23 protein-coding genes are annotated in these 25,296 nt (G+C 66.3%); 9 read left to right on the top strand and 14 right to left on the bottom strand.

Annotated features, from left to right (window positions below; genetic code table 11):
• Positions 1 to 651 precede the first annotated feature (651 nt).
• Complete coding sequence (locus F6B43_RS12175; protein ID WP_150449187.1) at positions 652 to 1,296, top strand: tetratricopeptide repeat protein; 645 nt, start codon at positions 652 to 654, stop codon at positions 1,294 to 1,296.
• A gap of 3,065 nt (positions 1,297 to 4,361) precedes the next feature.
• Positions 4,362 to 4,862: a hypothetical protein gene (locus tag F6B43_RS12170; protein ID WP_150449186.1), complete on the top strand. Its 501-nt coding sequence runs from the start codon at positions 4,362 to 4,364 to the stop codon at positions 4,860 to 4,862.
• Between the two features lie 290 nt (positions 4,863 to 5,152).
• On the opposite strand, the gene F6B43_RS20025 is transcribed toward F6B43_RS12170, so the two are convergent.
• Positions 5,153 to 5,281, bottom strand: coding sequence for a hypothetical protein (locus F6B43_RS20025; RefSeq protein ID WP_281349549.1), 129 nt, complete (start codon positions 5,279 to 5,281; stop codon positions 5,153 to 5,155).
• Between the two features lie 320 nt (positions 5,282 to 5,601).
• On the opposite strand from F6B43_RS20025, the gene F6B43_RS12165 reads away from it, so the two are divergent.
• Together F6B43_RS12165 and F6B43_RS12160 are read left to right on the top strand one after the other, a co-directional pair.
• Positions 5,602 to 6,057, top strand: coding sequence for a hypothetical protein (locus tag F6B43_RS12165; protein ID WP_150449185.1), 456 nt, complete (start codon positions 5,602 to 5,604; stop codon positions 6,055 to 6,057).
• Between the two features lie 444 nt (positions 6,058 to 6,501).
• Complete coding sequence (locus F6B43_RS12160; protein ID WP_150449184.1) at positions 6,502 to 6,786, top strand: hypothetical protein; 285 nt, start codon at positions 6,502 to 6,504, stop codon at positions 6,784 to 6,786.
• On the opposite strand, the gene F6B43_RS12155 is transcribed toward F6B43_RS12160, so the two are convergent.
• The 6 genes from F6B43_RS12155 to F6B43_RS12130 all read right to left on the bottom strand — a co-directional run bounded on the left by F6B43_RS12155 (position 6,787) and on the right by F6B43_RS12130 (position 13,508).
• Positions 6,787 to 7,062, bottom strand: coding sequence for a hypothetical protein (locus F6B43_RS12155; protein WP_150449183.1), 276 nt, complete (start codon positions 7,060 to 7,062; stop codon positions 6,787 to 6,789).
• 227 nt (positions 7,063 to 7,289) lie between these two features.
• The gene (locus tag F6B43_RS12150) at positions 7,290 to 7,631 is read right to left on the bottom strand and encodes a hypothetical protein (protein ID WP_150449182.1); all 342 of its coding nucleotides are present in this window, start codon (positions 7,629 to 7,631) and stop codon (positions 7,290 to 7,292) included.
• 15 nt (positions 7,632 to 7,646) lie between these two features.
• The gene (locus F6B43_RS12145) at positions 7,647 to 8,390 is read right to left on the bottom strand and encodes a cutinase family protein (RefSeq protein WP_170285643.1); all 744 of its coding nucleotides are present in this window, start codon (positions 8,388 to 8,390) and stop codon (positions 7,647 to 7,649) included.
• Between the two features lie 529 nt (positions 8,391 to 8,919).
• Positions 8,920 to 10,209 (bottom strand): four-carbon acid sugar kinase family protein, encoded by a 1,290-nt coding sequence (locus tag F6B43_RS12140; RefSeq protein ID WP_246159926.1) that lies wholly within the window; start codon positions 10,207 to 10,209, stop codon positions 8,920 to 8,922.
• A gap of 49 nt (positions 10,210 to 10,258) precedes the next feature.
• On the bottom strand, positions 10,259 to 11,512 hold the full coding sequence (locus F6B43_RS12135) for a RuBisCO large subunit C-terminal-like domain-containing protein (RefSeq protein ID WP_150449179.1): 1,254 nt from the start codon (positions 11,510 to 11,512) through the stop codon (positions 10,259 to 10,261).
• Between the two features lie 10 nt (positions 11,513 to 11,522).
• Entirely contained in the window at positions 11,523 to 13,508 is a 1,986-nt protein-coding gene (locus tag F6B43_RS12130) for a glycoside hydrolase family 127 protein (RefSeq protein WP_150449178.1), read from the bottom strand.
• A gap of 155 nt (positions 13,509 to 13,663) precedes the next feature.
• Here F6B43_RS12130 and F6B43_RS12125 point away from each other — a divergent pair, with 155 nt between their 5' ends.
• The 4 genes from F6B43_RS12125 (at position 13,664) to F6B43_RS12110 (ending at position 17,554) form a co-directional block, all read left to right on the top strand.
• Entirely contained in the window at positions 13,664 to 14,998 is a 1,335-nt protein-coding gene (locus F6B43_RS12125) for an ABC transporter substrate-binding protein (protein WP_150449177.1), read from the top strand.
• A gap of 99 nt (positions 14,999 to 15,097) precedes the next feature.
• A complete protein-coding gene (locus tag F6B43_RS12120) occupies positions 15,098 to 15,979 on the top strand; it encodes a carbohydrate ABC transporter permease (protein WP_150449176.1) in 882 nt (293 codons plus the stop codon).
• A 1-nt stretch (position 15,980) separates the two neighbouring features.
• The gene (locus F6B43_RS12115; protein WP_150449175.1) at positions 15,981 to 16,895 is read left to right on the top strand and encodes a carbohydrate ABC transporter permease; all 915 of its coding nucleotides are present in this window, start codon (positions 15,981 to 15,983) and stop codon (positions 16,893 to 16,895) included.
• Positions 16,892 to 17,554: an aspartate/glutamate racemase family protein gene (locus F6B43_RS12110; RefSeq protein ID WP_150449174.1), complete on the top strand. Its 663-nt coding sequence runs from the start codon at positions 16,892 to 16,894 to the stop codon at positions 17,552 to 17,554. The genes F6B43_RS12115 and F6B43_RS12110 overlap by 4 nt, the downstream gene beginning before the upstream one ends.
• Before the next feature lie 43 nt (positions 17,555 to 17,597).
• Here F6B43_RS12110 and F6B43_RS12105 read toward each other — a convergent pair whose 3' ends face one another.
• Positions 17,598 to 18,578: a sugar-binding transcriptional regulator gene (locus F6B43_RS12105; protein WP_246159925.1), complete on the bottom strand. Its 981-nt coding sequence runs from the start codon at positions 18,576 to 18,578 to the stop codon at positions 17,598 to 17,600.
• Positions 18,579 to 18,675: 97 nt separating this feature from the next.
• Between F6B43_RS12105 and F6B43_RS12100 the strand changes: the two genes are divergently transcribed.
• Complete coding sequence (locus F6B43_RS12100) at positions 18,676 to 19,515, top strand: NAD-dependent epimerase/dehydratase family protein (protein WP_150449173.1); 840 nt, start codon at positions 18,676 to 18,678, stop codon at positions 19,513 to 19,515.
• On the opposite strand, the gene F6B43_RS12095 is transcribed toward F6B43_RS12100, so the two are convergent.
• The 6 genes from F6B43_RS12095 to F6B43_RS12070 form a co-directional block, all read right to left on the bottom strand.
• Positions 19,512 to 21,254 carry a D-apionate lactonase family protein gene (locus F6B43_RS12095; protein ID WP_150449172.1) on the bottom strand — a complete coding sequence of 581 codons (1,743 nt, stop codon included), beginning with the start codon at positions 21,252 to 21,254 and terminating at the stop codon, positions 19,512 to 19,514. The genes F6B43_RS12100 and F6B43_RS12095 overlap by 4 nt on opposite strands.
• A 13-nt stretch (positions 21,255 to 21,267) precedes the next feature.
• Positions 21,268 to 22,026 carry an SDR family NAD(P)-dependent oxidoreductase gene (locus tag F6B43_RS12090; RefSeq protein WP_150449171.1) on the bottom strand — a complete coding sequence of 253 codons (759 nt, stop codon included), beginning with the start codon at positions 22,024 to 22,026 and terminating at the stop codon, positions 21,268 to 21,270.
• 107 nt (positions 22,027 to 22,133) lie between these two features.
• A complete protein-coding gene (locus tag F6B43_RS12085; protein ID WP_150449170.1) occupies positions 22,134 to 22,991 on the bottom strand; it encodes a phosphogluconate dehydrogenase C-terminal domain-containing protein in 858 nt (285 codons plus the stop codon).
• Positions 22,988 to 23,797 carry a sugar phosphate isomerase/epimerase family protein gene (locus F6B43_RS12080; RefSeq protein WP_150449169.1) on the bottom strand — a complete coding sequence of 270 codons (810 nt, stop codon included), beginning with the start codon at positions 23,795 to 23,797 and terminating at the stop codon, positions 22,988 to 22,990. The genes F6B43_RS12085 and F6B43_RS12080 overlap by 4 nt, the downstream gene beginning before the upstream one ends.
• A gap of 115 nt (positions 23,798 to 23,912) precedes the next feature.
• Positions 23,913 to 24,713 carry a triose-phosphate isomerase family protein gene (locus F6B43_RS12075; RefSeq protein WP_150449168.1) on the bottom strand — a complete coding sequence of 267 codons (801 nt, stop codon included), beginning with the start codon at positions 24,711 to 24,713 and terminating at the stop codon, positions 23,913 to 23,915.
• A 106-nt stretch (positions 24,714 to 24,819) separates the two neighbouring features.
• Positions 24,820 to 25,296: a ribose-5-phosphate isomerase gene (locus F6B43_RS12070; protein ID WP_150449167.1), complete on the bottom strand. Its 477-nt coding sequence runs from the start codon at positions 25,294 to 25,296 to the stop codon at positions 24,820 to 24,822.

The following is a 25,296-nucleotide window of genomic DNA, read 5'->3' as shown; positions in this document are numbered from 1 at the left end:
GGAGACACGCGCTCATTGATCCCCACGCCGATCTCGGAGCGGCGGAGGTAGAGGACTAATATACATTATGCTTACGGTCGGCGTCGTCGAGCGAAGGCTATCGCGCAGGGTGGACGCTGGTTGAGAGCGAGGAGGGCTGGACGTGGATTCTCAAACGCGATCCATGTCCGGGAATGGCGGCGCGTGCGGAAGCGGTCTGGGAGCAGTTCGTGCGCGCCAACACCACAACTCCCGACGAGTGGCTGCCTCTCGTTGCTGAGCTCTTCACCATCCGACCCGAAACGTCGGAGACAACATCCTCGAGAACAGGCCCGCTTGATAATGACCCGCCTAGTGTCCCCACCCGTATGGCGTGTGGCGATAGATGCGATCAATCCCGTCGCCTGGGCACTGGGACCAACATGGCCCACCGTCACTCGTGTACTGCACGTCTGGATAAATGCTGATGGAGTCCTGCATCGAAAGACGACCGGGGATATCCCCCGTAGATGGCGTCAACGCTACGAGTGGGACGTTCCCGACGGCCCGGCCAGCTGACGTCTGAAGCGCCCCTGGCGGGTCCTCTGATTGGTCGGCGTTGAAAAGGGGATCTTCGAGTAGTGTGCGGTCGTGACTGACTCCACGGACTTGGACGGGTTCCGTGTCGCGTGGGTGGCTCAACAAGACCTGCCTAGCGGTCGTCGATATATCGAAGCGCTGGAAGCGAATGGGGATTTCACGACCGCGCTTCAGGTGTGCGAGAGGATGTGGGATCTCGGATTCCCGTCGGGACGGGTCGATGCGGCGTGGATCGTGAAAGACGCCGGCAACGTTGGCCGAGCGATCGACCTCATGACGGAGGCGCTCACCCTGCTCGACGACGAGCATGTGCCCCTGGCTGAGGGCGTGATCGGACATTGGAGGTGGCACTACCTCAACGACCCTGCCGCGGAGACTCAGCTCCGCCGCGGGATGCACGCATATGGCACGGCGCGAGCAGATCTCGCACACCTGCTGATCGCCACAGGCCGTCACGCTGAAGCCCGGTCAATACTCTGCGAAGGGGCTAGTCAGAAGGTTGTCGAATGCATCCTTCCGCTCGCTCGCCTGTTAGAGGACGACGGGGACCGCCGCGCGGCGGAAGATCTTTATCGGCATGGCATCGAGCTGGGTGATGGTCACTCCGCGTGGAACTTGGCGGTGCTCTTGATCGAAGACGGCCGGCCGGAAGAAGCTGCCCGGTGGCAATGGACGGCCGCCGAGATGGGGGATGAACTCGCGATCCAATACCTCGCCGACCGCGACCCGTTGGGGTAGCAAGCCCGACGCCGCCGTCAGTGATCGACGAGAAGGTGTCGCGATCGACGACGGCCGGTTCGCGATCTGCTCGACGATCCACCGAGCACGTTCCTCCGTGTCACCTCCCGGCCCTTCCATGTCGGTGCCGTCGCTCAGGTACAAGCGGGGATGTCTTTCCGGCTGCTCCATACTCATGATGTGACTTGTCGCCAGGAGCGACTATCTCGCGGTGAGCGGCGCACCCGTCGGCCTTCATGGTTACCTTGGCGGACGCCGAGGCATCGCCTCAATCCGACCACGTTCGCTTGCTCGATAGGACTGATCGTCATCGGGATCGTGGGCTTCCCATTCGCAGTATTCAGCTCTGTGTCCGCCAATTGGGCGGGGGCCTTTGGAATGTTGGTCTTCGCGGGCATCGGCGGGCTTGCGTGGTCCTTGCCAGATCGACAGCTTTTGCCCTGGCGATCAAGGAGATCGATCGGCGGCGCCGCGTTCCTGATTGGCCGCCCGATCCGATCGGGGAGAAGATCGTTCCGGTAAGCGAGCGGGGCTGCTCTTGTATGACCCCTATGGTGGTGGCGGAACACTCCCGACGAGAGCATTAGCGCCGAAAGCGGCACAAGCGACGTCCGCAGTTCTTCCGACATCCACGGACGGGGGTGGTGGAGATCGAGAGAGCCGACTCGAAGCCGCGAAGTGGCCCGGCGCGCTGAAGGGTGGTGCGGTCTTGATTTCGCTACTCGCCGCGGGACTCGAGCTCTCTGGAATTCTGACCGCAGAAACGATCTATGCACCCGCCGCGGAGATACTGCTTGCGAAGGTGCTTGACGGGGTCGCTGTCGCTATGGCACTCGTCGGAGTTTATGCCGATTGCTATGCGTACCAGTTTCACGCCCAGCGCATAGGCGAAGCGGTCACCACCATGGCTGCAACCGCGCTATTTGGGGGTACAGGCTCGCCGGAGTTCGCGGCGTATACATTCAATGTGATGCTCGCGGGAGTATCTTTGCTCCCAACGCAGCGTGCCGATCTAGATGTCTGCCGAGAATCCGATCAGGGTCCGATTGCAGCCCCATGTTCGAGTCGCGTTGACGGGATTAGCAATACTGCTACCGCTTTTCATCTGTGTCGTCTCACTCGCGCCACTGCGCGATTCTCTGAAAAGCATCGCCTTTTTGCTCGTATTCGCACTCTTGTTACCGTTCCTCTGGATTGGCACTCAATTTATGAGGTATCGATTTCTCGATCACCGCTCCCGTCGATATGGGAGTATGAATAGCGATAGATCAGTATGGCTGTTTGGCCACGCGGTGCTCTCGCGCGACGGAGAGATGACGATCACGGATGCCGACTATCTCTCGCGAGGATGGATCATTGCAGACAAACGATCGGTTGAGTTGTGGGTGGACGTCTCCCCCCGTGAACCGATGATCCGCCGCGGAAGCGAGATACGCGTACACCAGGCTGTTGACAGAGCCGATTCTTCACGTGGCGCTCAGCGACGGCAGCATGCTGCAAGTTGCCCTGGTCAGGCCAGGGTTATCTGGCGCTCTCGGAGTATCGATGCGCTATCTCAAACACGTTTCAAGTCACCTCCAAGCGGCGGCGTAGGATAGATTCTTGCCTGTTTAGGAGGCGTCAGATGACGGATCCGGTCTTCGGGCTATTTGCGCTTGCAGTGGGCATCTTTGGTTTCTCGGTTGGAGTCATGCGGCTACTCCGACATCGCGCGGTTCAGCGCAGTACGCGTCGCCGGGCGGAACAAAAGCGAAATGCCCAAGGGTCCGATCCAGGAAACTAGTCGGATACGGACGCCCACTCTGCTCGTGACTGGGACACTGCAGGAACGCATTTTCTCCCTAATTTGCAGCCTCGAGATCCGCAGATACGATCTCAATCTGGACGAATCCGTTCTCGCGGTGTAACTCCGTCGGCCCTCTCCGAAACCACCGAACCGGCGAGCCACGAACTACTCCTCACCGCCTGAACGGGGTTACACCGCGAGAAGGGATTTGATCCTACTTAGTGTAGATGGAACGGTTGGGGGCGATATTCCATCGACTTGTGCGCCGGAGCGTGATTCAACCCCAAGCATTCCCTCACTGCCTAGCACGGCCGAATCGGTGTGAGCTGGGGTGCTGAACTCGGCGTGCGGGAGTTTCGTTTGGAGGCGGAATTCAAGAGCACGGTCCACTCGGATTCTCGGCCGTTGCGTACGCTATTGGTGCTAGGGCCCGGATGCAGCACTGGTGGAGGGTGGGGGTGGTGATCTAATGGAATCTGCAGACACCTCGGGCATTGTTCCAAGCCTGATACTTGGGATCGTAGTCTTCGTTGTCGGCATACTCCTCATCGTTTTCCGACGCCGCCTGGCGGTGTTCATGTCGACCTCGCAGAAGGCTATGTTGCCAAGAGCTGTGTCTCCCCCCCTACTGAGAACCAACCAATCGCTTTGGATCGCGGTGGTTGGATTTGTGGCATCGCGTGGGGGGTCGTCGTGTTCGCCCTGGTGCTGAGCACAGTCATACAAAACCAAGCTGGGTGACGAAGATGTTCTGGCAGATCGTTCCTTGGGCCGGTGTGCTCTGGCTCATCGCAGGCTCGGTCATATTGGGCATGCGGGCCGGGATCGTCCGCCGCATAATCGCTCGGCGGGCCGATCGTGCCGGACCACCCACCCTGCCGACCGCGAGGTACGTCACGGCAATCGTCCTGACTGAGGGGATTGCAGCCGTCGCCCTCGGCGCTGGAGCGGCGGTCCTCAGATATTTCCATGGCAGCTGATCGGGCTTTCCGTCCCCAGAGCTTTGAGCGGCAGCGCCAAGTTCATCACCGCCCCCGACTGTGACCACCGAATGATGTGCGACGCGCATGAACGATGTCGGATCGAACCCCGGCTGGTCGGTGTTGCTCTCCTGTACTGGAGCTATCGAAGGTGGCATCTCGAGAAGCCGGTGTCGGCGCTGGACCGAGCTTCCCAGGAGGGGGAGGGGTCGAGTTGGTTGGCGGCGCCAGAGCAGGATGCAGTGGTGGATCATCTAGGAAGAGAACTGGTGGTGAGTGTCGTGGGGGCATTCTGACAAATGGAGAAGATTCTCTTCCTCATACTTGGAGGCACGTCAATCCTTGCTGCGTGCGCGATATACGTTTTCCGTGTCCAGCTCACGGACAGAATCATCGCCGCGCTCCGGCGCTCTCCCGGCATACCTTTTCGGAACGGTGTGATCCGCGACGCTAACCCCAACCGACTCAAGCTGGCGAGCCTGGGGGCTCTCGTCATCGGCGTGGTGTTCCTCGTGCAAGCAGCACTTCGGACTCTTCAACTAATGCCGACGCCCGTCATTACGGCTTCACCACCGCCTGGGGTTTTGATCACAGTCGCCGCATCGTTGCTGGTGATAATTGAGTTCGCGGGCGGATTTGTTCTTGTCGTCGGACATCGTGCCATTGCTGCCGCCTTGGCGAAACGGTGGGGCGCCGATAGAGCGTCGGCGCCGAGAGCGGGTCAATTGATCGCGGTCGGGCTTGTTGCGCTGATCCTCGGATTCGCATCGGCAGCGATTCTCATCGCTTCGGTGAACTAAGGCGTATCGGCCTGTACAGTTCGGAGACCCCTGGAGCCATATGGTCCCAGACCAATGCGTGAATGGCCGTTCGCTGACAATCGACTCAGTCAACTGAGGTTGACATCGACTGCTCACTGTTCCCTTAGCGAACACCTAGGGATCATCGTGGTGACCGCGACCGTAGCACGGGCGACAAGCGAACGCATGCCGGCCCGGCGGGTTTCGCTCCCGGGGCTCGGACTCCTCTTCCTCACGCTCGCATCGTGCTTCGTCATCCTTCTCAGCGCGGTGCGCGCTGAGCCCGCGGCTCAACGACCGGATTCACCGAGCTCCAGAATCCGGTCGAACAGGTCGACCTCGACGACCTGGCCGCCCTTGAGCAGCAGTTCGAGCCCGTCGATCGCCGGATCGGCGGCAAGATCAATTGGACCCTCCATCCGCCTGTCGGATCGGCCAGCCCCACAGGCTGACAGCCCACGCTTACTCGAATCGAGGGCCCCAGCCTCAAGGGAGGACCGAAGGCTCATATCGTCTAGACGCGAGAGAACTCGCCGCATCTGGCTCTTCCAAGCACTTGTTTGTGCAGGCATCAAGCTGTCGGCGCGGACGCTCAGCTCACAGGTTGGGTAGGGATGTCGCGCTATGCGGCGGCGAGTCGCCCCCCCAAACGTGCGCTCACGAGAGCAACACGACTCTGGATGTCCTGCTCATCCATCCGAGCGATAGGCAGTCGCCAACCCTCAAGTGCACAGGCAAATTGGACGAGTACTTCCTCGTCCCCGCTGTCGAGCACACCAATAGTGATAGTGGGAATCGTCCTTCCCGCGACGCCTGGCATAACGGCCACCCTCGTCAATCGGCGGGCATCGATCTCAAATCGGCAAACGGGCACTTCGGCGCCCTTGAAGAACTGAACCTTATCTTTGGTCACAACGACTACGAAGTGGCTGCCGAGACGTGGACCCGTGGCGCCGAGCCAGCGAATGGCATCCTCGAAGTGGTCGACCCGGACGGCGGGAAGAACCACATCAGACGGATGATCGCGGCGCAGCGCGTCCAGGCGAAGCCGTTGCGGGCGCATCCAGATCGCGATCCCTATCCAGAGCGCAGCAGCGAGTCCAAAGATGAAGAGAGCAAAGATCAATATCAGGTCTGGACCAGTGAGGCTCGAGCGCCCAACGCGATCAACCGTCAGCGCAATCTGCAGCACTGAGAAGAGGCCAATTCCGGCGACCCCTGCGATCCAGTACCACCTGGCAGAATTCTTTCGCGTCATCTTTTCAGGTCTCATCAACGGTGAATCCCATGATTACATCACGCGCCAGACAGGTCCGCCGCCGCCTCCGCTGCGGCGCGGCTTCGCCGGGAGCATCCTGCCCGGAGACGAGATGCCGTAGGCAAGATCGAAATCGAGTGACCCAGACCTCCATCCGATAGCACGCGGCGGGGGGCGGGAACCGCGCGAGGCGAAGGATGACGGGCGACCTCGTGACGCTCGCTGTTGCCCTCACCGCTGACCGCTTCAGAGCGATGCGTTCCGGCGTCGTGCCCTTCGGGGACGTGTTCGCGGAGCTTCGCGCGGCCCGTTGTTCAGAATCGACTGGACCTGGAACGACTATGGCGAGGCCGTGCCGACGACCACGCCGACGACTGCCGCGTGGCTCCCGGAGCGCTGGTTTCCGAGCGCGCACGCCTATCGCTCCCAACGGCGACCGCGGAGGCATATCAGCCGTCGAAGCTCGTCGCGCTCTCACAAGCCCAGTCGCGGACGCTGTTCGCGGTGGAGCTCCAGCACGAGGGCAAGCTCAGCACCGAGTTTCCCGCGCGCAACGCCGGCGAGCTGCAGGTCGCCGACGACGGCGCGATCGGATCGCTCGCTCGGGAGTATGTCGGCAAGCTGAACGGCAGGGCTAAGTTGCCCGTGGCGCGGGAGCTGTCGTAGTCACATTTGTATCTCTGCGATCGCAGCATTGACCTGCGCTGTGATCCACGAGACGCGATTTCCTGGGTCAACCTCCGAGCCTTCCTGCTCGAAGGTCGCTCCCCTTCTTGACACATGGTCGAAATGCTCGATGACGATGTCAACTACTGCCGGACTGGTCCGATAGGGCTGAATAGTAACAGCCCATACCTCTCCTGGTGCGTCGATCCGTTTCGAAGCGATCCGAGCTTCTGGGAAGAGGTTGCGAAGTGACCGCGCTACGTCGCTCGCGACCATTTCCTCATCCGACACGGGCAATTCAACCTCCGACCAAACATCTAATCTACCTTCGCTTCGTTAACCGGGTAAAAGCTTCGAGCGATGCCGCATCCCGCGCACGCGCACGTCGTGGTCGCTGCGCCTGGGGGCTCTCGCCCGCTGAGCGACGTTCATCGTGGCCGGAGTCTGCCGCTTCAGTCCCCGCTGAGGTCGCGCGCCCGACGATCCTTCGTGTCGCGCTCACGTTAGGGTGCGAAGGCGTTGAAGCCAGCGATGATCGCCCACATGGCGGCCGCGATCGTCAAGATGATTCCGACCGTCGGGGCCCATCGACTCCTCCGACCCCGCGCAGCAAAGACGATGACGACGATGAGCGCTGCGCAGAAGAGCAGTCCGGCGATCCAGCGAAACACGTGATTGATCTGGTTGAACAATTCGTAGTTGCATCCAGGACTGCAGCCTGGCGAAATGGCGCCCACCTGGTACACGAAAAAGACGGCCACCGCCGCGACCAATCCCTGAGTGATCAGAAGAAGGGGTTCTGAAAGCCCGGGTCGACCGCGGCGGTCTGCGGATTCCATGTTCATCTACAAGCGATTGTCTCAGTTGGTGTTGGTCAGCATGTAGTCAAGCCATGAAATGACCTGCGGATGCACAGTCGTGTAGATCGAGTGGATGTACCACCCCTCATCGGTGAAGTTGCCTGTACACGCGGCGTCACCTGTAAAGCAGTAGTCCCGCACTCTCGGAATCCAACTTGGGTTCGGGTCCTGGCTGCTTTCTCCCCATCCCCAGAACCTGTAAGTGTTATTGATGGTGCTGTATTCGGAAGGGAGCATGAACATGGAGCCGTTGCTTGCAGTGTTCATGGCGGAGTAGGGCATGTTTGCGGAATGGCCGGGGTCGCCAAGCAGCGCCACGCCCTTGATCTGCTGCTTAGCGCGATCGTTGATGAGCTCGGGATTCTTCAGCACTCCATCGATCACTGCCGCGCCCTGAGAATGGCCAGCAAGAATGATACTTGGGGTGATCGGGCACGCGGATCCGAGATGGTTCAGCTCCTCGCGGAGCGTCTCTACCCCTACTGAGATGCTGTTGAGTAGGTCCGCCGAAGCCGGATAGTTGAGTGCCTCAACGTAGGTCGGCCATGCTTCGCTATAGGGGGAGTCGTTCTTGAAGTGGTCCGCAATCCCCGCGACCTGATCGCCCATCCCCCCAATCTGCCAGGCATTGCCCGTCGTACTTTCCACCGAACCGCCCGGCGCGCCTGTCCCTCGAACGCCGATGAAGACGTTCGACGATGAGCACACGCTAAACGGCTGCGCTGCGCTCGCTGGCGTTGCCACGAGGACGGATCCTCCCACGATGAGTGCTGCGATGGTCGGCACTGCCCAGAGCGCTCGAATTTGGCGAGGACGAGGGGGCCGCGGCCGCCATAGCGTATTGATCATCTAGCTCCTGAGCGTCGGATCGTGATTGGTGCCCTGCACACTGAACTGGAGTCGTATCGGAGGAGGTCTCGACTCGATGAGCAGGATAATAATGTATATTAGTGCATCGCAACGAGTTGATTGGTGAGTGCAATCCGCAGATCCCTCGTCCAATCACGGACTGGCGCTCGTGCTGAGGATCCGCGCTTCCTGAGCTGTATTGCGCCCCTGTGGGAACACGCCTCATCGTCACTGCGTCCTCAGACTTTCACGCGGTGAGATGAGGGCGGAGGTTCCACGTCACCGCGATAGGTCAACTGCGCTCCGAGGGTGCAATCGCCATGCATGCTCTCGTCGACCCGCCCTTTTGTCTGGCGGGGAGAGCACGGGAAGGGCGATCCCGGCGAACGTGGATCAGGGCGGTTCGTCTGCTCGCCGCGGCGGCTCAAAGACCGGGTTCGCCGAGCGCCAGAATCCGGTCGAACAGGTCGACCTCGCCGACCTGGCCGCCCTTGAGCAGCAGTTCGAGCCCGTCGATCGCCGGGTCGGCGGCGTGCGCGCGCAGCAGCACGATGTTCGCCCATGGGTTGGCCGCGATCGACAGCGAGCCGACGCCGAGCAGCCCGGTGATGCGGCTCGATGTGTCGCCGCCGCACACGATCACGCGGCCGGTCGCGCCGGCTCGGACGGCGGCGGAGACGACGGATGCTGCGCACTCGGCGATCGCCTCCAGCACAGGCCGGTCGGCGGCGGCCGCGATGTCGGCGTCGTCCGACGTGAGCACGACGCTGCGGCCCGCGCCGAGAGCGGCGATGACCTCATCGAGCACGGCGTCGGATCCGTCGAGGGGGAGGGGCCGGACGAGCCAGCCGGCGGCGGCCGCGGCATCCGCTTGCCGTCGCGTCTGGGCCGAGCGGCTGCCCGAGACCGCGAGGATCGGCCCGGACGAGCTCGTGCGGGTGGGCGGCGGGCTCGCGCTGCCGGGATCGGCGGCGGCCACCCCGTGGCTGAGGCCGCCCGACCCGACCGCGAACACGGGTCCTGGCAAGCTGCGGATCGCCTCGCCGATCGCCACGAGGTGGGTCTCGTCGAGCGCGTCGAGCACGAGTGCCGCGGCGGGTGAGTCGTGGAGAGCCGCGGCGAGGTCGCCGGGCGCCCCGAAGGCGGTGTGCGCGACGGCTCCGATCGGCAGGGCGGTCTGCCGGCCGAGGTGAACGGCGAGGTCGGACTCCGTCATCGGGGTCGTGGGGTGGGTAGACATCGTCGGCTGCCGGTCGAGGCGGTACACGGTCGCGCCCTCAGCGGCGAAATGATGCCCGAACACCGTATAGCGACCGAAGTCGGGCTGGGCGAAGAGCATAGGCACCGGAGCATCCGACACGACCTCCCGGCCGATCTCGATCACGCGCCCGATGCTGCCGATCGCGGGCGACGAATCGGCGGTCGAGCACGCCTTGTACTGCAGGACGTGCGGGCCGAGGCGCGTGAGGGCCTGGAAGACCGGGCGCAGTTCGTCGTCGAGGCGGTCGGTCGACAAGGACCGCGCGATGCCGGCGATGCCGACCACGTCGCAGGATGCTGCGGCCTGAGCGAGCGCGTCGTCACCGGGTAGCCCCACGAACAGTCGCCCTCTCCACCCGCGGCGCGAGAACTGGAGGAGTGCGTCGACGCTGCCCGTGAAGTCGTCGCCGTAGAACGCGGCACGCAGGCCTCGGCTCGACTGCTCGGATTGCACTCCTCCAGACTGCACCCCACCAGACTGCACCTGATCAGACTGCACCTGCTCAGACACGCACCGGGCCGAAACGCTCGGCCGCTCGGCGCAGCGGCTCTGAGGCCGCGAACGCGTCGGAGGCATCCTCGCCCCGCTCGGCAGACGCCCACGCGTCGCGCATGCTGGCGACACCGGCAGCCGCACCGTCGGGGTGCCCGTGGATGCCGCCGCCCGACAGCACCAGCAGATCGGTCGTGCCGACCGCCGAATACGTGGCGTGGGCGAGGCCGCCCCACTGACCGGACGAGAGCACCGGCACGGTGGGGGTCAGGCCCAGAAGCGGCGTGCGCACGGCCTCGATCGCCGCCAGCACCTCAGCGTCGGACTCGTAGAACTTGTTGCTGATGCCGTTGGTGTGCAGGTGATCGGCCCCCGAGAGGCGAGCGATCTTCTGCCATGCGCCGAACGCGATGCCGACCTGGTCGCTGCGGGCGATCGCGCCCAGCATCGCCCGGTGGCCGTGGATCGGCACGGCCGCGTGACTGCGCAGGAACTCCAGCCCCGCCAACCCGATGAGGTTGATGCACGCCATGACGCACGTGCCCCCGGCCGCCACGACCAGATCGTGGTTGGCCTCGAGGCGGCCGATGTCATCCGTGATGTTGAACGCGTACATCGGCATCTTGCCCGTGCGATCCGCGTGGCGCTTGAGCACCGGCATGACCGCTGCGACGCGTGCCGCGAGCGGAGCGCTCGGGCCGTTGGCCTGAAGCTCGTCGTCTTTGATGAAGTCGATTCCGGCCGCCGCCAGGTCGCCGACGACCTCGGCCAGTTCCTCCGGAGACAGGCCGATACTCGGCTTGATGATCGTGCCGACCATCGCCCCCGAGGGCCGATTCATCAGGGCACGGGTGCCCGCCACGCCGAACCCGGGCCCGGGGTAGCGGTCGGCGAACTCCTGCGGCAGCTCGAGGTCGATCAGGCGGATCGCCGCGAGCTCCTTCATCTCGAACAGATTGCCCGCCACCGCCGCCATGAGGTTCGGCAGCGACGGCCCGAAGTTGCCGAGGGGGAACCGGAGCCGCAGGCGTGCGCGGCGGCGGAGATCCGGATCGCCCACCGATCCCGGCAGGGCGGACGAACCGGTGAGGGGCAGTTCGTGGATGCTCTCGACCTGGGCGGCGAAACGGGCGCGGACGTCGTCCGATTCGCGCTCGACGCGTACGAAGGTGCCGGTGGATTGCTCGCCCGCGAGCATCTCGGCGGCGCGGGCGAGCGGCAGCGAGGTCTCGATGATGTACGTAGCGAAGACGTGAGAGGTCATGATCGGCGCCTCACCAGACCAGGGGGAGCCAGACGGACATCTCCCCCGGTCCTCTGTTGCCCCACGCGTAGTAGGGGATGAGCCGGGCGGTCACCGTTCGCAACGGCGCGTCGGCGAGATCTTCGTACAGGCCGGCGGTCTCGTCGATGGGGAGGACCGTCAGCTCGGTCTTGAGCGCAATCACACGGTGCCCGTTGATCGCGGTCTCGATCGGCGTGAACGACGCGCCCCGGGCAAGAGCCGCCTGTTCGAGCAGGACGCCCTCGGGCAGGTCGGCGCTTTCGAGGCAGTACACGACCGGTCCGCGCTGGACCGCCACCTGGTTGGTGAGCTCCTCGGCCAGGCGGTGGCCGCGAACGACTCGCACCGGCATCGGAAGGGTCAGCTCCACGACATCGCCGGCGCGCCATTCGCGGTCGACGCGCGCGTAGGTGCCCGGAGCCGAGACGGCCACCGGGTCGCCGTTGACGGTGAGCGAAGCATCCGCCGACCATCCGGGGATCCGCAGGTGAAGCGGCAGAGCACCCGCCGCGCGCGTCACGGTGAAGGTGATGCGCTCGTTCCACGGGTAGTCGCTGATCTCGCTCACCGCGAGCTCGCGCCCTGATTCGCTGACGTCGAGGTCGCTGCCGCCGTAGAGGTGGATGTAGAGGCCATCGGCCGACAGCGACGCCGCACGCTCGTGGAAGCGGGCCAGAGTACGTGCGATGTTGGGCGGGCAGCAGAAGCAGCTCAGGTAGCGCTGGCGGAGCCGCTCGTCCGACGGGGGCGGAGCCGGGACAGGATGCTGTCCGGTGTCGCCGGGGCGCCGCAGATCATAGGGCAGCCCCCGCACCTGACGGAGGGCGTTCGTGTAGAAGTACTCCGAGCCCTCGAGGCTGATGCTCGCGAGCAGGCTGTTGTGCGCGATCCGCTCGATGACATCCGCGTAGCGCGCGTCGGCGGTGAGGGCCAGCATCCGCTCACCCCACAGGACCATGCCGATGTTCGCGCACGACTCTGCGTGCGCGGTCGTGTGGGGCAGCTGATAGGGCCGGCCGTACGCCTGATGGACGCGCGAGATCTCGCCCTGCCAGGGGTGGCCGTCGGGCGAGGCTCCGTCGTACAGCGCGCCGCAGCCGCCGGTGAGGTACAGCTTCGTGTCGACGACGTCTCTCCAGAGGTTCTCGAGGACCGCCGTGAGCTCGGCGTCGCCGGTCTCGGCGACGATGTCGGCCAGGCCCGCATAGAGGTAGTTGGCGCGTACCGCGTGCCCGGCGACCGAGGTCTGCTCGCGAACCGGGATGCGGTCCTGGTTGTCGTCGCCGCCCTCGTCGAAGTCGTCGCGCACGCGCACGAAGGCCTCGGCGAGCCGGAGGTAGCGCTCCTCGCCGGTGGCGCGGTACAGCTCGACGACCGCCATGTAGTGCGAGGGGCAGATCGCGCTGCGGGCGAGCTCGACCGGCTTGTTCGTCGCGAGGTCTTCGAGGAAGGATGCCGCCTTCCGCGCCGCGTCGAGGAGCGTTGTGGTGCCCGTGACCTCGTAATGGCGCACACCGGCGGTGATGAGGTGGCCGAGGTTGTAGGTCTCGAAGTTGAAGCGATCGGCGAGGGCCACGACGTCGTTCTCGTTGCGCTCGGCGATGAAGGTCGGGGTGTGGAGGTAGCCGTCTTCGCGCTGCACGGACGCGATGAGCTGGGCGAGCTCTTCGATGAGTGCCGCGAGCTCGGGGTCGGGATCGGTCTCGAGGCGGGCGATCGCCGCCTCGAGCCACTTGTAGAAGTCGCCGTCCATGAACGGCGGTCCCTCGTGCGTTCCCGCCTCCAGCCCCGCTGCGAGCCGGAAGTTGCGCAGGCCGGGGCTGACCGCCGGGTCGCTGAGCGACTGCCAGATGCGCGGCACGGTGACATCACGGGTCCGCGCGTGCACGTCACCCCAGTAGCCACGGGCCCACCGCGCATCCGCCGCGTCGAGCGCCCGAAGGGGGGCGTGTCTGCGCACTTGTGTCGAGGGCATGAGGGGGGTTCCTTCCGAGTGCCGTTCAGTCTGACATCCATGATTCAGTCACAAAGTGAATAGAATTTCAACCCCGACTGTTGACACACGTCGCGAATTTCCCTACTGTCGCTGACGTACCCCCCACTCGCATGGCTGTCGTCAAGGAGGACGCTATGAACACCCGAAGCACCTACCGCAGAATCTTCACGGTCGGGCTCGCCCTGACCGCGGTGGCCGCCCTGACCGCCTGCGCCGGCGGCTCCGGCGCGTCGCCCAGCGCGAGCGGCGGCGGCCCGGCCGGAACCGACCCGAGCTCGTTCACCGTTCTCACCGCCAACGAGAACCCGACGCTCGAAGCGGAGCTCACCGCGCTCGCCGACGGCGCCTGCAAGGCGCAGAACGACGCGCTCCCGCTCGAGCACCAGAAGGTCGCCCAGGCCGACGTCGTGCAGAAGGTCACCCTCCTGGCCAGCCAGGACGCACTCCCGGCGCACTTCATCGCGGGTACCGCGATGGTCCGGCCCAACGGCGACCTCGGCTCGAACAACCTGGTCCTCGACTACGGCTCAGCCCTCGATGACCTGGGTCTGTCGGACGAGATCCTCCCCGCCGCCGCCTCCACGATCAACAGCGTGTACGGCCAGATGGTCTCGCTGCCCTACCAGTACAACATCGAGGGCATCTGGTTCAACAAGGAGATCTTCGACAAGGTCGGCATCGATGAGCCGAAGACCTTCGACGAGCTCCTGGCGGCCAACAAGAAGCTCGCCGCCGCGGGGTACACCCCGATGGCGGTCGCCGGCGCACAGGCGTTCCCGCTCACCCGCATCCTCGGCATGTACATCTTCCGCAACGTCGGACCGGATGCGATGACGGCGATCCGCGACGGCAAGGCGAAGCTGACCGATCCCGAGTACCTGGCCGGAGCACAGGCTCTGCAGCAGATGGCACAGGCCGGCGACTTCGGCGAAGGATTCGTGTCGATGGATGCGGCGGCCGCCAACAACGCGTTCCTCACCGGGAAAGCGGCCATGAAGTACGACGGGTCGTGGCTGCTGGCGAACATCAACGACTCGGCGCAGAACCAGATCGGCTCGGACAACATCGGCCTGATGCCGTTCCCGGCGGTCGACGGCGGAGCGGGCGACATCAGCCAGTGGGCGGCGAACGCCGGAACGGCGATGGCGATGAGCCCCAAGACCTACGGCCCGAAGGTCGCCGACTGGCTCGGCTGCATCGTGCAGAACTACGGCGCGCAGGCGCTCAACGACGCCGGCGTCATCTCGGGCTTCAAGGTGAACGGCGAGGTCAAGGACCTTCCCGCACCGACGAAGATGGTTCAGGACAAGGTCGCCGAGATCCAGCAGACCGTGCTCTGGTTCGAAGCGCTGATGGACGGCAAGTCCACCTCGCTCGCGCAGTCCAACGTGTCGCTCCTGGTCACCGGGCAGATGACCCCCGAGGACTACATGAGCCAGCTCCAGGCCAGCCTGGACGCGAACAAGTAGTAGGAGCGCGCCGCAGGGCGCGCACCCCGCAGCAAGGTCCGGCCCGGGCCATCACCACAGGTGAGGTCCGGGCCGGACGACGTCAGAAAGCAGCTCTTCATGAAACGGGTCTTCGGTGATCGCAAGACGATCATCATCCTGCTGGCGCCGACGCTGATCCTGTACGTGCTCTTGAAGCTCGTCCCGGTGGCGTGGTCGCTCGGGCTCTCGTTCTTCGAGGGCAACACCCTTCGCGGCTTCACGTTCGTCGGGTTCGAGAACTTCGCCACGTTCGTCAGCGATCCCGCCGCGATCCAGTCGCTCTGGGTGAGCATCATCTTCGCGGTCCTCGCGACCGTCGGTCAGATCGTGCTCGGCTACCTGCTGGCGCTGCTCTACGTGTTCGTGCTCCGCAAGGGGTCGGCGTTCGTCCGCACCGCGGTGTTCTTCCCGATGGTGCTGCCGACCGTCGCCGTCGCCCTGCTCTTCCGCAGCTTCATCTCGGTCGGCGACAACCAGGGCCCGGTCAACGACATCATCAACTTCTTCGGCGGGCAGAGCGTCGAGTTCCTCGCCTCGACGGTCGGCACGATGGGTGTCGCTCTGGTCATGACGTACTGGAGCTCGATGGGCTTCTACGCCGTGCTGCTCTACACGGGTCTGCTCGACATCCCCGACGAGATCATCGAGTCGGCCCGCCTCGACGGGGCGAGCGGGCTCAAGCTCGTGCGCCACATCGTGATCCCGCTCTCGCTGCCGATCCTGATCTCTTCGATCATCTTCAGCTTCAACTCCACTCTCAAGGTGTTCGACAGCCTGCTCGCGCTCAACGGCGGCGGTCCCGGCACCTCGACGGCCCCACTCACCCTGTACATGTACCGGACCGCGTTCGAATACGCCGAGTACGGCTACGGCAGCACGATCGCCCTCGTGCTGACGCTCCTGTGTCTCGTGTTCACCCTCGCGATCTTCCGCACCTCGAGCCAGAAGGCGGAGAGCTGATATGACCGCCACCCAGACATTGACCCAGGCGCGTCCCGATTCGCGCAAGGTCGCCCCGCGCATCCGGCAGCCGTGGGAGCGACGCGCGCTCCGCGCGTTCCGCCGACTGCCCGTGTGGATCCTCATCACGGTGCTGCTCGTCGTCGTTCTCTACCCGCAGCTGTGGATCATCCTCGGGTCCTTCAAGACGCAGGCCGAGTTCCTCTCGAACCCCACGTGGGCGCTGCCCGAATCCTTCAACCTCGACAACTACATCCAGGCGCTCACCCGCGGCAATGTCGCGACGAACTACCGCAACAGCATCCTGGTCACGATCCCCTCGGTCGCCCTCATCGTGTTCCTCGGCGTGGCAGCCGGCTACGCGCTCGAAGTGATGGTCTGGAAGGGCCGCAAGACCATGTTGCTGGTGATCCTCGCCGGCATCATGGTGCCCGGTCAGATGATCCTGGTTCCGCTGTTCACGGTGTACTTCAAGGTCGGCATCACCGACACGCTGTGGCCGCTCATCCTCACCTACACCGTGATGGGCCTGCCCCTCACGACCTTCCTGATGGCGGCGTACTTCCGTGCGATTCCCCGAGAGATCTTCGAGGCGGCGACGGTCGACGGATGCGGTCCGCTCCGGTCGTTCTTCGTGATCGCGCTGCCGCTCATGAAGAACGCCGTGCTCACGGTGGCCCTCGTGCAGTTCTTCAGCGTCTGGAACGACCTGCTCATCGCACTCACGTTCACCGTTCGGCCCGAGCTCGCGACCATCCAGGTGGGTCTGCTGAGCCTGAATGACCAGTACGGCTCGACGCAGTACGGTCCGCTCTTCGCGGCGATCAGCATCAACATCGTGGCCCTGCTGATCATCTTCGTATTCTTGAACAAGAAGATCATGGCCGGACTCGCGGCCGGATCGCTGAAGGGATGACCGTGTCCGCTCCGCGAATCGCGTTTCTGCATACGGGCGCCGTCGTCATCGCGCCGGTCATGGCGCTCGCGTCCGACCTGCTGCCCGGCGCCACCACCGTCAACTACCTCGACGACAAGATCGTCGCCGACCTCGGCGACCCCGCGCGCGCCGACTCGGTTCCCGAGCGCCTGACCGATCTCGTGAAGGCAGCCCGGAGCGCCGGGGCGGATGCTGTCATGCTCACGTGCTCGTCGATCTCGCACTATGCGGCTCCGATGTCGGCCGAGCTCGGCATCCCCGTCCTGCGCATCGATGAGGCGATGGCCGACGAGGCGGTCGCCACCGGTCCGCGGATCGCGGTGCTCGCCACACTCGCGACGACGCTGCGACCCACGCTCGCGCTGATCGCCGAGCGGGCCGAGCTCGCGGGTGCAGACCCTGAGCTGACGAGCGAGGTCGTCGATGGGGCGTTCGCCGCCGTATCGTCGGGAGACCGGGCGACCCACGACCGGCTCGTCGCCGCCGCGATCGAACGCGTCGCCGCCGGAGCGGACGTCGTGGTGCTGGCGCAGGCGTCGATGGCGAGCGCCGCGGATGCCGCGCACGTCGCCGTGCCGGTGCTCACGAGCCTGAAGCCCGGGATCACGCGGCTCAGCGAGTTCGTCGCGGCCCGATAGAAGTCCCGCCGGGCGCTCCTGCCGGTCGCGCCCGGCGGGCATCTCACTCCACGAGGGATTCGGCGGTGCGCAGGTCGGTGATGAGAGTCGTCACCCATCCGCCGGCGAGCGCACCGTGGATCGCGTCGAGCTTTCGCGGACCGCCGGCGATCCCGACCCGTCGCGGGATGTGCAGGAGGTCGTCGACCGGAATCGCGATGATGCGGTCGTCGAGGCTTCCCCGTACGAGCGAGCCGTCGGCACGGAAGATGCGGTGACAGATGTCGCCCACGGCGCCGGCCGCGATGAGATCGACGCGCTCCTCGGCGGCGAACGCGTTGCCGCTGGTCGCCAGCACGTTCGAGGGCTCGATGCTGCCGATGCCCATGATCGCCATCGTGAGGCTGCGCCAGTGGCGAGTCACCTCCTGCATCGAAGGGTCGGCGAGCAGGCTGTCGCGGATCTCCGGGCCGGCGACCACGCCGGGCGCCGGCACGTAGACCGGCTCGGCGCCGAGCATGCGCGCAAGCTCGCCCAGGATCCGGTTGGAGTGGCTCTGCGCCTCGGGCGCCCCGATGCCGCCGAGAAGCTGTACGACCTCGGTCGCGCCCCGGACGGTGAACGGGCGCAGCCTGTCCACCATCGCGAGCACGGTCTGGCTCCACGACGAGACGCCGATGCGGTCACCGCCTCCGAGGGTCGCCTCGAGGTACGCTGCCGCTCCCGCACCGATTGACGCCAGGGTCTCGGCCTCGTCGGCGTCAGGGCCGACGTCCACGACGACGGCCTCGGTGAGCCCGAAACGCGTCTCGAGCTGCTCTTCGAGCTCGGCGTACACACCGGGTGCCACGGTCACGGTCGTCCGGACGATGCCGATCGCCTCGGCGCGCTTGAGCAGGCGCGAGACCTTGGCCTGCGAGATACTCAGCGCCTCGGCGATCTCTGACTGACGAGCGCCGCGCTCGTGATACATCCGCGCGATCTTGGTCATCAGGCGCACCTGGCCATCGAGCGGGCGGGTGAAGTGCGTAACCGTGATCCTCACCCCTTCTCTGCGACAAGTTTCACTGTAGAATCTTTATGCATCCTATCGCCCGGTCACGGGCTCCGATACCTCCGCACCGATATCCGAGGACACAGAGATGACCATCGCCGTCACCGGCAGTTCCGGCAAACTCGGTAGGGCCACCGTAGAGCGTCTGCGCGCGGAAGGCCACGATGTCATCGGCCTTGACGTCATAGGGACGCCCGGGGCAGGGTTCACCCGCGTCGATCTCGCCGACTACGGGCAGACGCTCGACGCGCTGCTCGGGGTGACGGCGCGCCACACCGGGCTGACGGCCCTGGTGCACCTCGCCGCCATCCCCGTCAACGGACTCGTTCCCGATGCGGCCACCTTCCAGAACAACATCGCAGTGACGTTCAACGTGCTGTTCGCGGCGCATCGTGCCCGCATCCGCACGGTCGTGCTGGCATCGAGCATCACCGCGATGGGCTTCCCGTTTGAGACCGCGCCGCCGGCGCTCCCCGTCAGCGAGACGTACACGAGCGCCAACAACACCTATGGCCTCGCCAAGGTCGCCGAAGAGGCGATCGCTGCGCAGATGGTGCAGTGGGACGAGGATGCCTCGATCACCGCGCTCCGGTTCACCAACGTCGTCGCCGACGACGAGTACGCGACCTTCGCGCGTGCCGCCGAGCCCGGGTACCGCCGCGATCTGCTGGGTTCGTGGATCGACGCGCGCGACGGCGCGACGGCCGTCGCCCTCGCGCTGGCCGCGGCGGCGCCCGGTTATCGCGTCTACAACGTCGCCGCTCCGACGTCCGGTTCGGCGATCCCCTCGCGTGAGCTGGCCGCGCGGTGGTTTCCGGGCACCCCCGTGGCCGATGATCTGGGCGAGTTCGAATCACTCATGTCGACCCGCAAGATCCAGCGCGAGCTCGGCTTCGCGGCGCAGTACGACTGGCGGGCAGGAGGTTAGCTGCCGAGCACTCGTGCGACGCACGTCAGGGCCGGCACCTCGATGGTCGTGCGGACCTCGCCGATCTCCACCGCGATGCCACGCGCACGGCGGTCGACGTTTGCCACGAGCAAGATGTCGCCCTCGGGCTTGCGCGAGCCCAGAGCCCACACGAGTCCGTCGGGGCTGTCGCCCCACAGCAGCTCGCCGCCCTCGAGCTCGGCCAGCGCGCGCACGGCCTGTGCGACCGGGAGCGGTTCGCCCGACGAAGAGCGGATGCCGCGGGCACCCCATTCCTCGAAGAAGTACAGCGCCGACACCCCCGGGACGGCGAGGGCCGCTGCGCTCGCCACCGTCCAGGCCGCGAGTTCGGGCGCGGACTGCCGCGGATCGGCCGCGCCCGTGAACGCGGCACCGTAGCCATCGCGCAGATCCAACCGGGTCGGGCGCAGCTCGGGCTCCGTCGCGACGTTGTTGAAGCGCGCGCGCAGCGTCACGGGACCCACGACGACGTCGCGGTCGGCGGCACCGGCCACCGCCTGCCGGGCGATCAGTCGCTGGACGGCGAGCGACTCCACGAGCTGTTCGGTGCCCACGGTGTGGAAGAGGGGGGTGGTCGCGAAGACGATGCCGTCGACGTCGTCCGGCACGCGATCGCGTTCCCTGTTCAGTTCGGTGAAGTGCGACCTCGTCCCCCCGAGGATGGGGAGCTCGACATCGGCACGAGCGAGGGCCTGCCGGAGCGCGGCGGCGGCCGCAGCATCCGTCACATGAAGTACCGGGTCGAAGGCGGCGACGCGGATCGCGCCCGCGGCCCGCAGGCGCGACGCCAGATCGAGCAGGACGGTCGTCGGGTCGCCGTCCGGCAGGACGACCCGCACGTCGAGGGGGAGCCCCGCTGTCGCTGCGCGTTCGAGGGCGGCGATCCAGGTCGGGGTGCGCAGATCGAGTTCGACGAGGAGCACCGAGCCGGAGGGCTCCAGCGACTCAGGGGCAGGATCCGGCGCCGTCGACGCACCGACCCCGATCGCCGGGAACGGTCCGGCGGGCAGGAGGGTGATGCGATCGGGGTCGCCGGATCTTCGCGGTGCCGCCTGCTCGGTGACCGATACCGTGACCCGCTGCAGGACGCGTTCTCCGGCGGAGAGGGCGTAGGGAAAGGGCAGGCCGAGCGGGCGACTGTAGGTCTTGAACGAGGCATCCGACCAGTTGCGCTGATCTTCCATCTCGAACACGTCGCCCTCGAACTGCACCGCGACGCCGAGCCCGTCGTCGCGCCACGCGAGCGAGGCGATGTCGAACACGGGCTGGTGGGGGCTGATCTTCGCGGGAAAGACGGTCTGTTCGGACTCGCCGTTCGCATGCACGACCGCGAGGGCCGACCCGGCGAGCTGGTGCGGATGCAGCACCACCAAGCCGGTGCGGTTGGTGAGGAACTCGGTCGCCGACACCGCGTCGAAGGTCACCTCGAGCGTGTCGCCGAGCGCGATCACACGTACCGCCCCGCGGATGTCGGCGCCGAGCTCGGTCGTGGATACGCGCACCTCGAGCAGCGAGTCTTCCGCCGAGACGCCGTCGATCGCGAACGCCGCCGTGTTCCAGTCCCGGTCACGGACGACGGCACGGATGCTGCGCAGCACGCGCCGCCCGTCGAACCGGACGTCGGCGAGCTCGTCGTCGCGCAGCTCGAGCGACCAGCTGCCGCTCGCCCATGCCTCGGCGGGGGAGTGCGACGAGTCCCAGACGGAACGGGCGGGCACGGCTACCGCATCCCTACAGGGTCGTCATGCCGCCGTCGACGGCGAACAGCCCGCCGGTGGCGAAAGCGCCGTCGTCGCTGGCGAGGAACACCATGATGCCCTCGACGTCTTCCGGCGCACCGGCCCGGCCGAGCGGGATGCGCCCGATGATGGCCGCGCGAGCCTCCGGGTCGGACGTGATCGTCGTCACGAGCGACGTCTCGGTGTAGGCCGGGACGACGGTGTTGACGCGAATATTCCGATCGGCGTATGCGGCCGCGACCGTGCGAGCGAGCCCGTGGATACCGGCCTTCGTCGCGCTGTAGGCCGTGAAGTCCTTGCCCTCGCCGTTCAGGCCCGTGGGGCTGCCGGTCAGGATGATCGAACCGCCCGCGCCGGCGGTGAGCATCGCGCGCAGCGCGTGCTTGATCGTGAGGAACGTGCCGGTGAGGTTGATGTCCACGGTCTGCTTCCACACGGCGAGGTCGAGTTCGGCGGCCGGCGCGTCCTTCCCGAACAGTTGCACGCCGGCGTTGGCGACCACGACGTCGGGCGACCACCCTTCGGCGGCAAGCAGCCCGAAGGCCGCCTCCACCGACGGCTCGTCCGAGATGTCCATGACGGCCGCCCGCGCGGCGTCGCCGATCGCCTCCGCCGCCGAGCTCGCTGCTTCCGCGTCGCGGTCGGCGATCACGACGCGGGCGCCCTCACGTGCGAACCGCGCCGCGACGGCGTAGCCGATGCCGGTGCCCGCGCCGGTGACGAGGGCGGTCTTTCCTTCGAGTCTGCTCATGCGTGTCTCCTGTGTCCGATCCTTCGGCGCCGAACACCTGCTCAGCGCGAGAGCGCTCAGCGCCCGATACCTGCTCAGCGCCCGATACCTGCTCAGCGCGAGAGCGCTCAGCGCTCGATGCTCTCCAGGTGCAGCATCCGCGCGAGGTTCTTGTCGAGCTCGTCATCGCGGAAGATCTTCTTCCAGTCGTCCTTGATGATGCTCTCGCGACCGTAGTCCATCGCGATCAGGCAGGCATCGCTGAACGGATTGTCGCCACGGAGGCCGTTTGCGAGCGCCACCTGCGTGTGGCCGTACAGGATGCTGCGGGCCGCCGCCTCGGGCACACCCATCGTGTGGATCGCCTCGTCGAGGGCCTCGTTGAGCAGGGCGCCGATCATGCATGCGACCGTCTCGACCAGCGTGGGCTCGAGCTGGGCGAGCTGCTTGATCGTGACGAAGTGCACGTCGATGACGGGCGCGTAGATCGCGCGGACGGTCGCCTCGACGATCGCGGCCTTCGCCGGGTCGTCGGATTCGACCGCGGCGATCGCGTCCTGCGGGGCGGCGATGCCGCCGAAGGTGTCGGCGTACTCCTCGGGGGTGGTGCGCTGCAGGAAGATCGACGGGTGGCACGGGTGCGCCACGGCGCGGATCACGTCGTCGCGATCGGTCAGGAGCCCGGCGTACGCGGCGGCGGGGTCGAGCGTCAAGGCGATCGCGCCCGACTTCATCTGGGGCACGAGGTCGGCGGTCACCGACGCGAGGGCGAGGTCGGGGACGGCGAAGACGACGATGTCGGCATCGGCGACGGCATCCGATGCATCCGTCAGCTCGCGGCCGGCGGCGATCGTGCGGTCTCTGCCCGCGGGGGAGTTCTCCACGTAGAACGCCTCGTGCGCGGTCTTGTCGAGGTTGTTCGACACCCGCATCCCCATCTTGCCGCCGGCGCCGATCACGGCGATCTTGTACGTACTCTCGGTCATGTCGTGCTCCTCAGATAGTCGAGTGTGGTGCGGGTCCAGTCGCGCTCGATGCGGACCGTCGTCTGTGCGTCGCCCTGCCACGAGAGCCAGTGCTCGACGACCTCGTTCACCGGTGGCTCGGTCGCGCCGCGCTCGCGCGGCCGGACGGTGCGCAGCAGGTGCGGGTAGTCGTGCAGGCCCTCGCCCATGCGTGCGCCCCCGTAGGTGAATCCGACCCAGCCGGGCTGTCGGGCGAACGCGAAGTCCTTGACGTGGACGTTCGCGACGTAGGGCGCGGTGGCCTCGACGCAGTCGCGCGGAAGCTCGAGGCGGGCGACCACGTTCGCGGGGTCGAGGCAGAGGCCGAGGTGGTCGCTGCCGACGGCCTCGATCAGGGCGACCAGGTCGGTGGTCGCGACCTGTTCGTAGGTCTCGAGGGCGAGCGTGACGCCGGATGCCTGATACGCGGGCAGCGCGTCGCGCAGCCGCTGTTCAGCCTCGGCGAGCGTCGGCCGCGAGTGGGGGCCGTAGAGCATCGAGCGCACGACGTGCGCGCCGAAGATCTCGGCGAGCTCGAGGAAGCGCGTGAGCCTCGCGGGCTCGATGCCTTTCGTGCCGAGCTCGATCGTGATGTTCAGGTCGCGGGCGGTGGCCGCGGCATCCCGCAGCGCGGTGTCGCTCATCGCCTCGAGGGGTGCGAAGTCGCAGATCTGGAAGAGGTCGACCTCGAGCGCGCGCGTGGCTTCGAACGCCCCGCGCAGCGACAGCGGTTCGTCGACCCGGTCGGAGTGCTGCCAGAAGAACGCATACGTGCCGAGCCCGATCACGGCCCCCCCACCCCCTGTCCCCGCTGTCCGCGAGACCGGATAGGTGCCGCGAGAAGGGGGCGAACGCACTCGGTCTCGTGGTGCCTATCCGGTCTCGCGGACAGAAAGAGGGGGGTCATGAGAGAGAGCCCTCGCGGGAGAGGGCGAGGGCGGATGCCTCGGTCAGGACCGTCGCGAGATCGGTGACGTCGTGCGCGAAGCGGCCGAGGAACAGTCCGTCGACGGCGTCGCCGAGGCTCGCGAGCAGACCGGGCCCGGCGGATCCGCCGTAGATCACGGCGCTGCCGGCGCGGGCGGGGTCCGCGAGCAGCGCGGCGCGCAGCGCGCGCGTGACGGCGACGATGTGGTCAGCCGGTGCCGGCTCGGGTGCGCCGATCGCCCACACCGGCTCGTAGGCGACGATGACGGGTCCGGCGGGCGCGCCGTGCAGATCGGCAGCGAGCTGCGCGACCGTGGCGGCCGCAGCATCCTGCGGGTCTCCCCGATGCGACTCGCCGACGCACAGCAGCGGCTCGATGCCGTGGGTGAGCGCAGCGGTCGCCTTGTGGGCGACGAGCGCGGAGTCCTCGCCGAACAGCCGGCGACGCTCGGCATGGCCGATCTCGGTGATCGAGACCCCGACCTCGGCGAGCTCGGCGGCCGAGATCTCGCCCGTGTAGGGGCCGGGGCCATACTGCGACACGTCCTGGGCGCCGATGCGCACGGGGGTACCCGCGAACGCGTCGCGCGCGAGGTGCAGCTGCAGGTAGGTGGGCACGACGAAGAACGTCACCGAGCCGTCGGCGATGGCGGGCATCGAACGGATGCTCTCGGCCACGGCCGCGAACCACTCACGCGCCTGCCCGTGCCCGAAGTACGTCTTGAGGCTGACCCCGATCGTGACCGGCCGGGGCGTCACGGTGTTCGCGTCGGTCATGCGCTCGGTCGGAGGATGCGCGGAATGTCGGAGGATTCGCGCCGAATCCTCCGACCGAGGGCCGACTCTCCGACGAAGCGGATGCCGCGGGCAGGGTCGAGCATCGTCAGCACGCCCCTGTCGTCTCGTACTGCTCGAGCACCGCGACCTTCTCTGCGGATGCCGAGGTCGGGTCGAACCGGTAGGTGAGCCACTCGCGCACGAGGCGGCGGGCGAGCTCGATGCCGACCACGCGCTGGCCCATCGTCAGCACCTGCGCGTCGTTCGAGAGCACGGAGCGCTCGACCGAGAACGAGTCGTGGGCGGTGACGGCCCGGATGCCGGCGACCTTGTTCGCCGAGATCGCGACGCCGAGGCCCGTGCCGCAGATCAGCAGCGCGCGGTCGGCATCGCCCTTCGCGACGAGCTCGGCGGCCGTGATCGCGATCTTCGGGTACGGCGTGTGCCCGTCGGCGTCGACCCCCACATCGACCACGGAGGCGACACCCGGGTTGGCTTCGAGGTCCTTCTTGAGGATCTCCTTGTAGTCGAATCCGGCGTCATCGCAGCCGATCACGAGTCGGAGGGGAGTGGGGTCTGTCAT

Source organism: Microbacterium rhizomatis, assembly GCF_008710745.1.
In the GTDB taxonomy this organism is placed as follows: Bacteria; Actinomycetota; Actinomycetes; order Actinomycetales; family Microbacteriaceae; genus Microbacterium; species Microbacterium rhizomatis.
Note: the sequence above shows the minus strand (reverse complement) of the source record. Positions and strands in the feature narration are given on the sequence as shown.

What these genes read in the sequence shown, in the direction of transcription:
- F6B43_RS12100 (WP_150449173.1), top strand. Translation starts at nt 18,676, where the DNA reads ATGACCATCGCCGTCACCGGCAGTTCCGGCAAACTCGGTAGGGCCACC.
- F6B43_RS12125 (WP_150449177.1), top strand. Translation starts at nt 13,664, where the DNA reads ATGAACACCCGAAGCACCTACCGCAGAATCTTCACGGTCGGGCTCGCC.
- F6B43_RS12155 (WP_150449183.1), bottom strand. Translation starts at nt 7,062, where the DNA reads ATGGTCGCGAGCGACGTAGCGCGGTCACTTCGCAACCTCTTCCCAGAA.
- F6B43_RS12090 (WP_150449171.1), bottom strand. Translation starts at nt 22,026, where the DNA reads ATGAGCAGACTCGAAGGAAAGACCGCCCTCGTCACCGGCGCGGGCACC.
- F6B43_RS12115 (WP_150449175.1), top strand. Translation starts at nt 15,981, where the DNA reads ATGACCGCCACCCAGACATTGACCCAGGCGCGTCCCGATTCGCGCAAG.
- F6B43_RS12135 (WP_150449179.1), bottom strand. Translation starts at nt 11,512, where the DNA reads ATGACCTCTCACGTCTTCGCTACGTACATCATCGAGACCTCGCTGCCG.
- F6B43_RS12110 (WP_150449174.1), top strand. Translation starts at nt 16,892, where the DNA reads ATGACCGTGTCCGCTCCGCGAATCGCGTTTCTGCATACGGGCGCCGTC.
- F6B43_RS12120 (WP_150449176.1), top strand. Translation starts at nt 15,098, where the DNA reads ATGAAACGGGTCTTCGGTGATCGCAAGACGATCATCATCCTGCTGGCG.
- F6B43_RS20025 (WP_281349549.1), bottom strand. Translation starts at nt 5,281, where the DNA reads ATGGAGGGTCCAATTGATCTTGCCGCCGATCCGGCGATCGACGGGCTC.
- F6B43_RS12085 (WP_150449170.1), bottom strand. Translation starts at nt 22,991, where the DNA reads ATGACCGAGAGTACGTACAAGATCGCCGTGATCGGCGCCGGCGGCAAG.
- F6B43_RS12170 (WP_150449186.1), top strand. Translation starts at nt 4,362, where the DNA reads ATGGAGAAGATTCTCTTCCTCATACTTGGAGGCACGTCAATCCTTGCT.
- F6B43_RS12070 (WP_150449167.1), bottom strand. Translation starts at nt 25,296, where the DNA reads ATGACAGACCCCACTCCCCTCCGACTCGTGATCGGCTGCGATGACGCC.
- F6B43_RS12130 (WP_150449178.1), bottom strand. Translation starts at nt 13,508, where the DNA reads ATGCCCTCGACACAAGTGCGCAGACACGCCCCCCTTCGGGCGCTCGAC.
- F6B43_RS12075 (WP_150449168.1), bottom strand. Translation starts at nt 24,713, where the DNA reads ATGACCGACGCGAACACCGTGACGCCCCGGCCGGTCACGATCGGGGTC.
- F6B43_RS12150 (WP_150449182.1), bottom strand. Translation starts at nt 7,631, where the DNA reads ATGAACATGGAATCCGCAGACCGCCGCGGTCGACCCGGGCTTTCAGAA.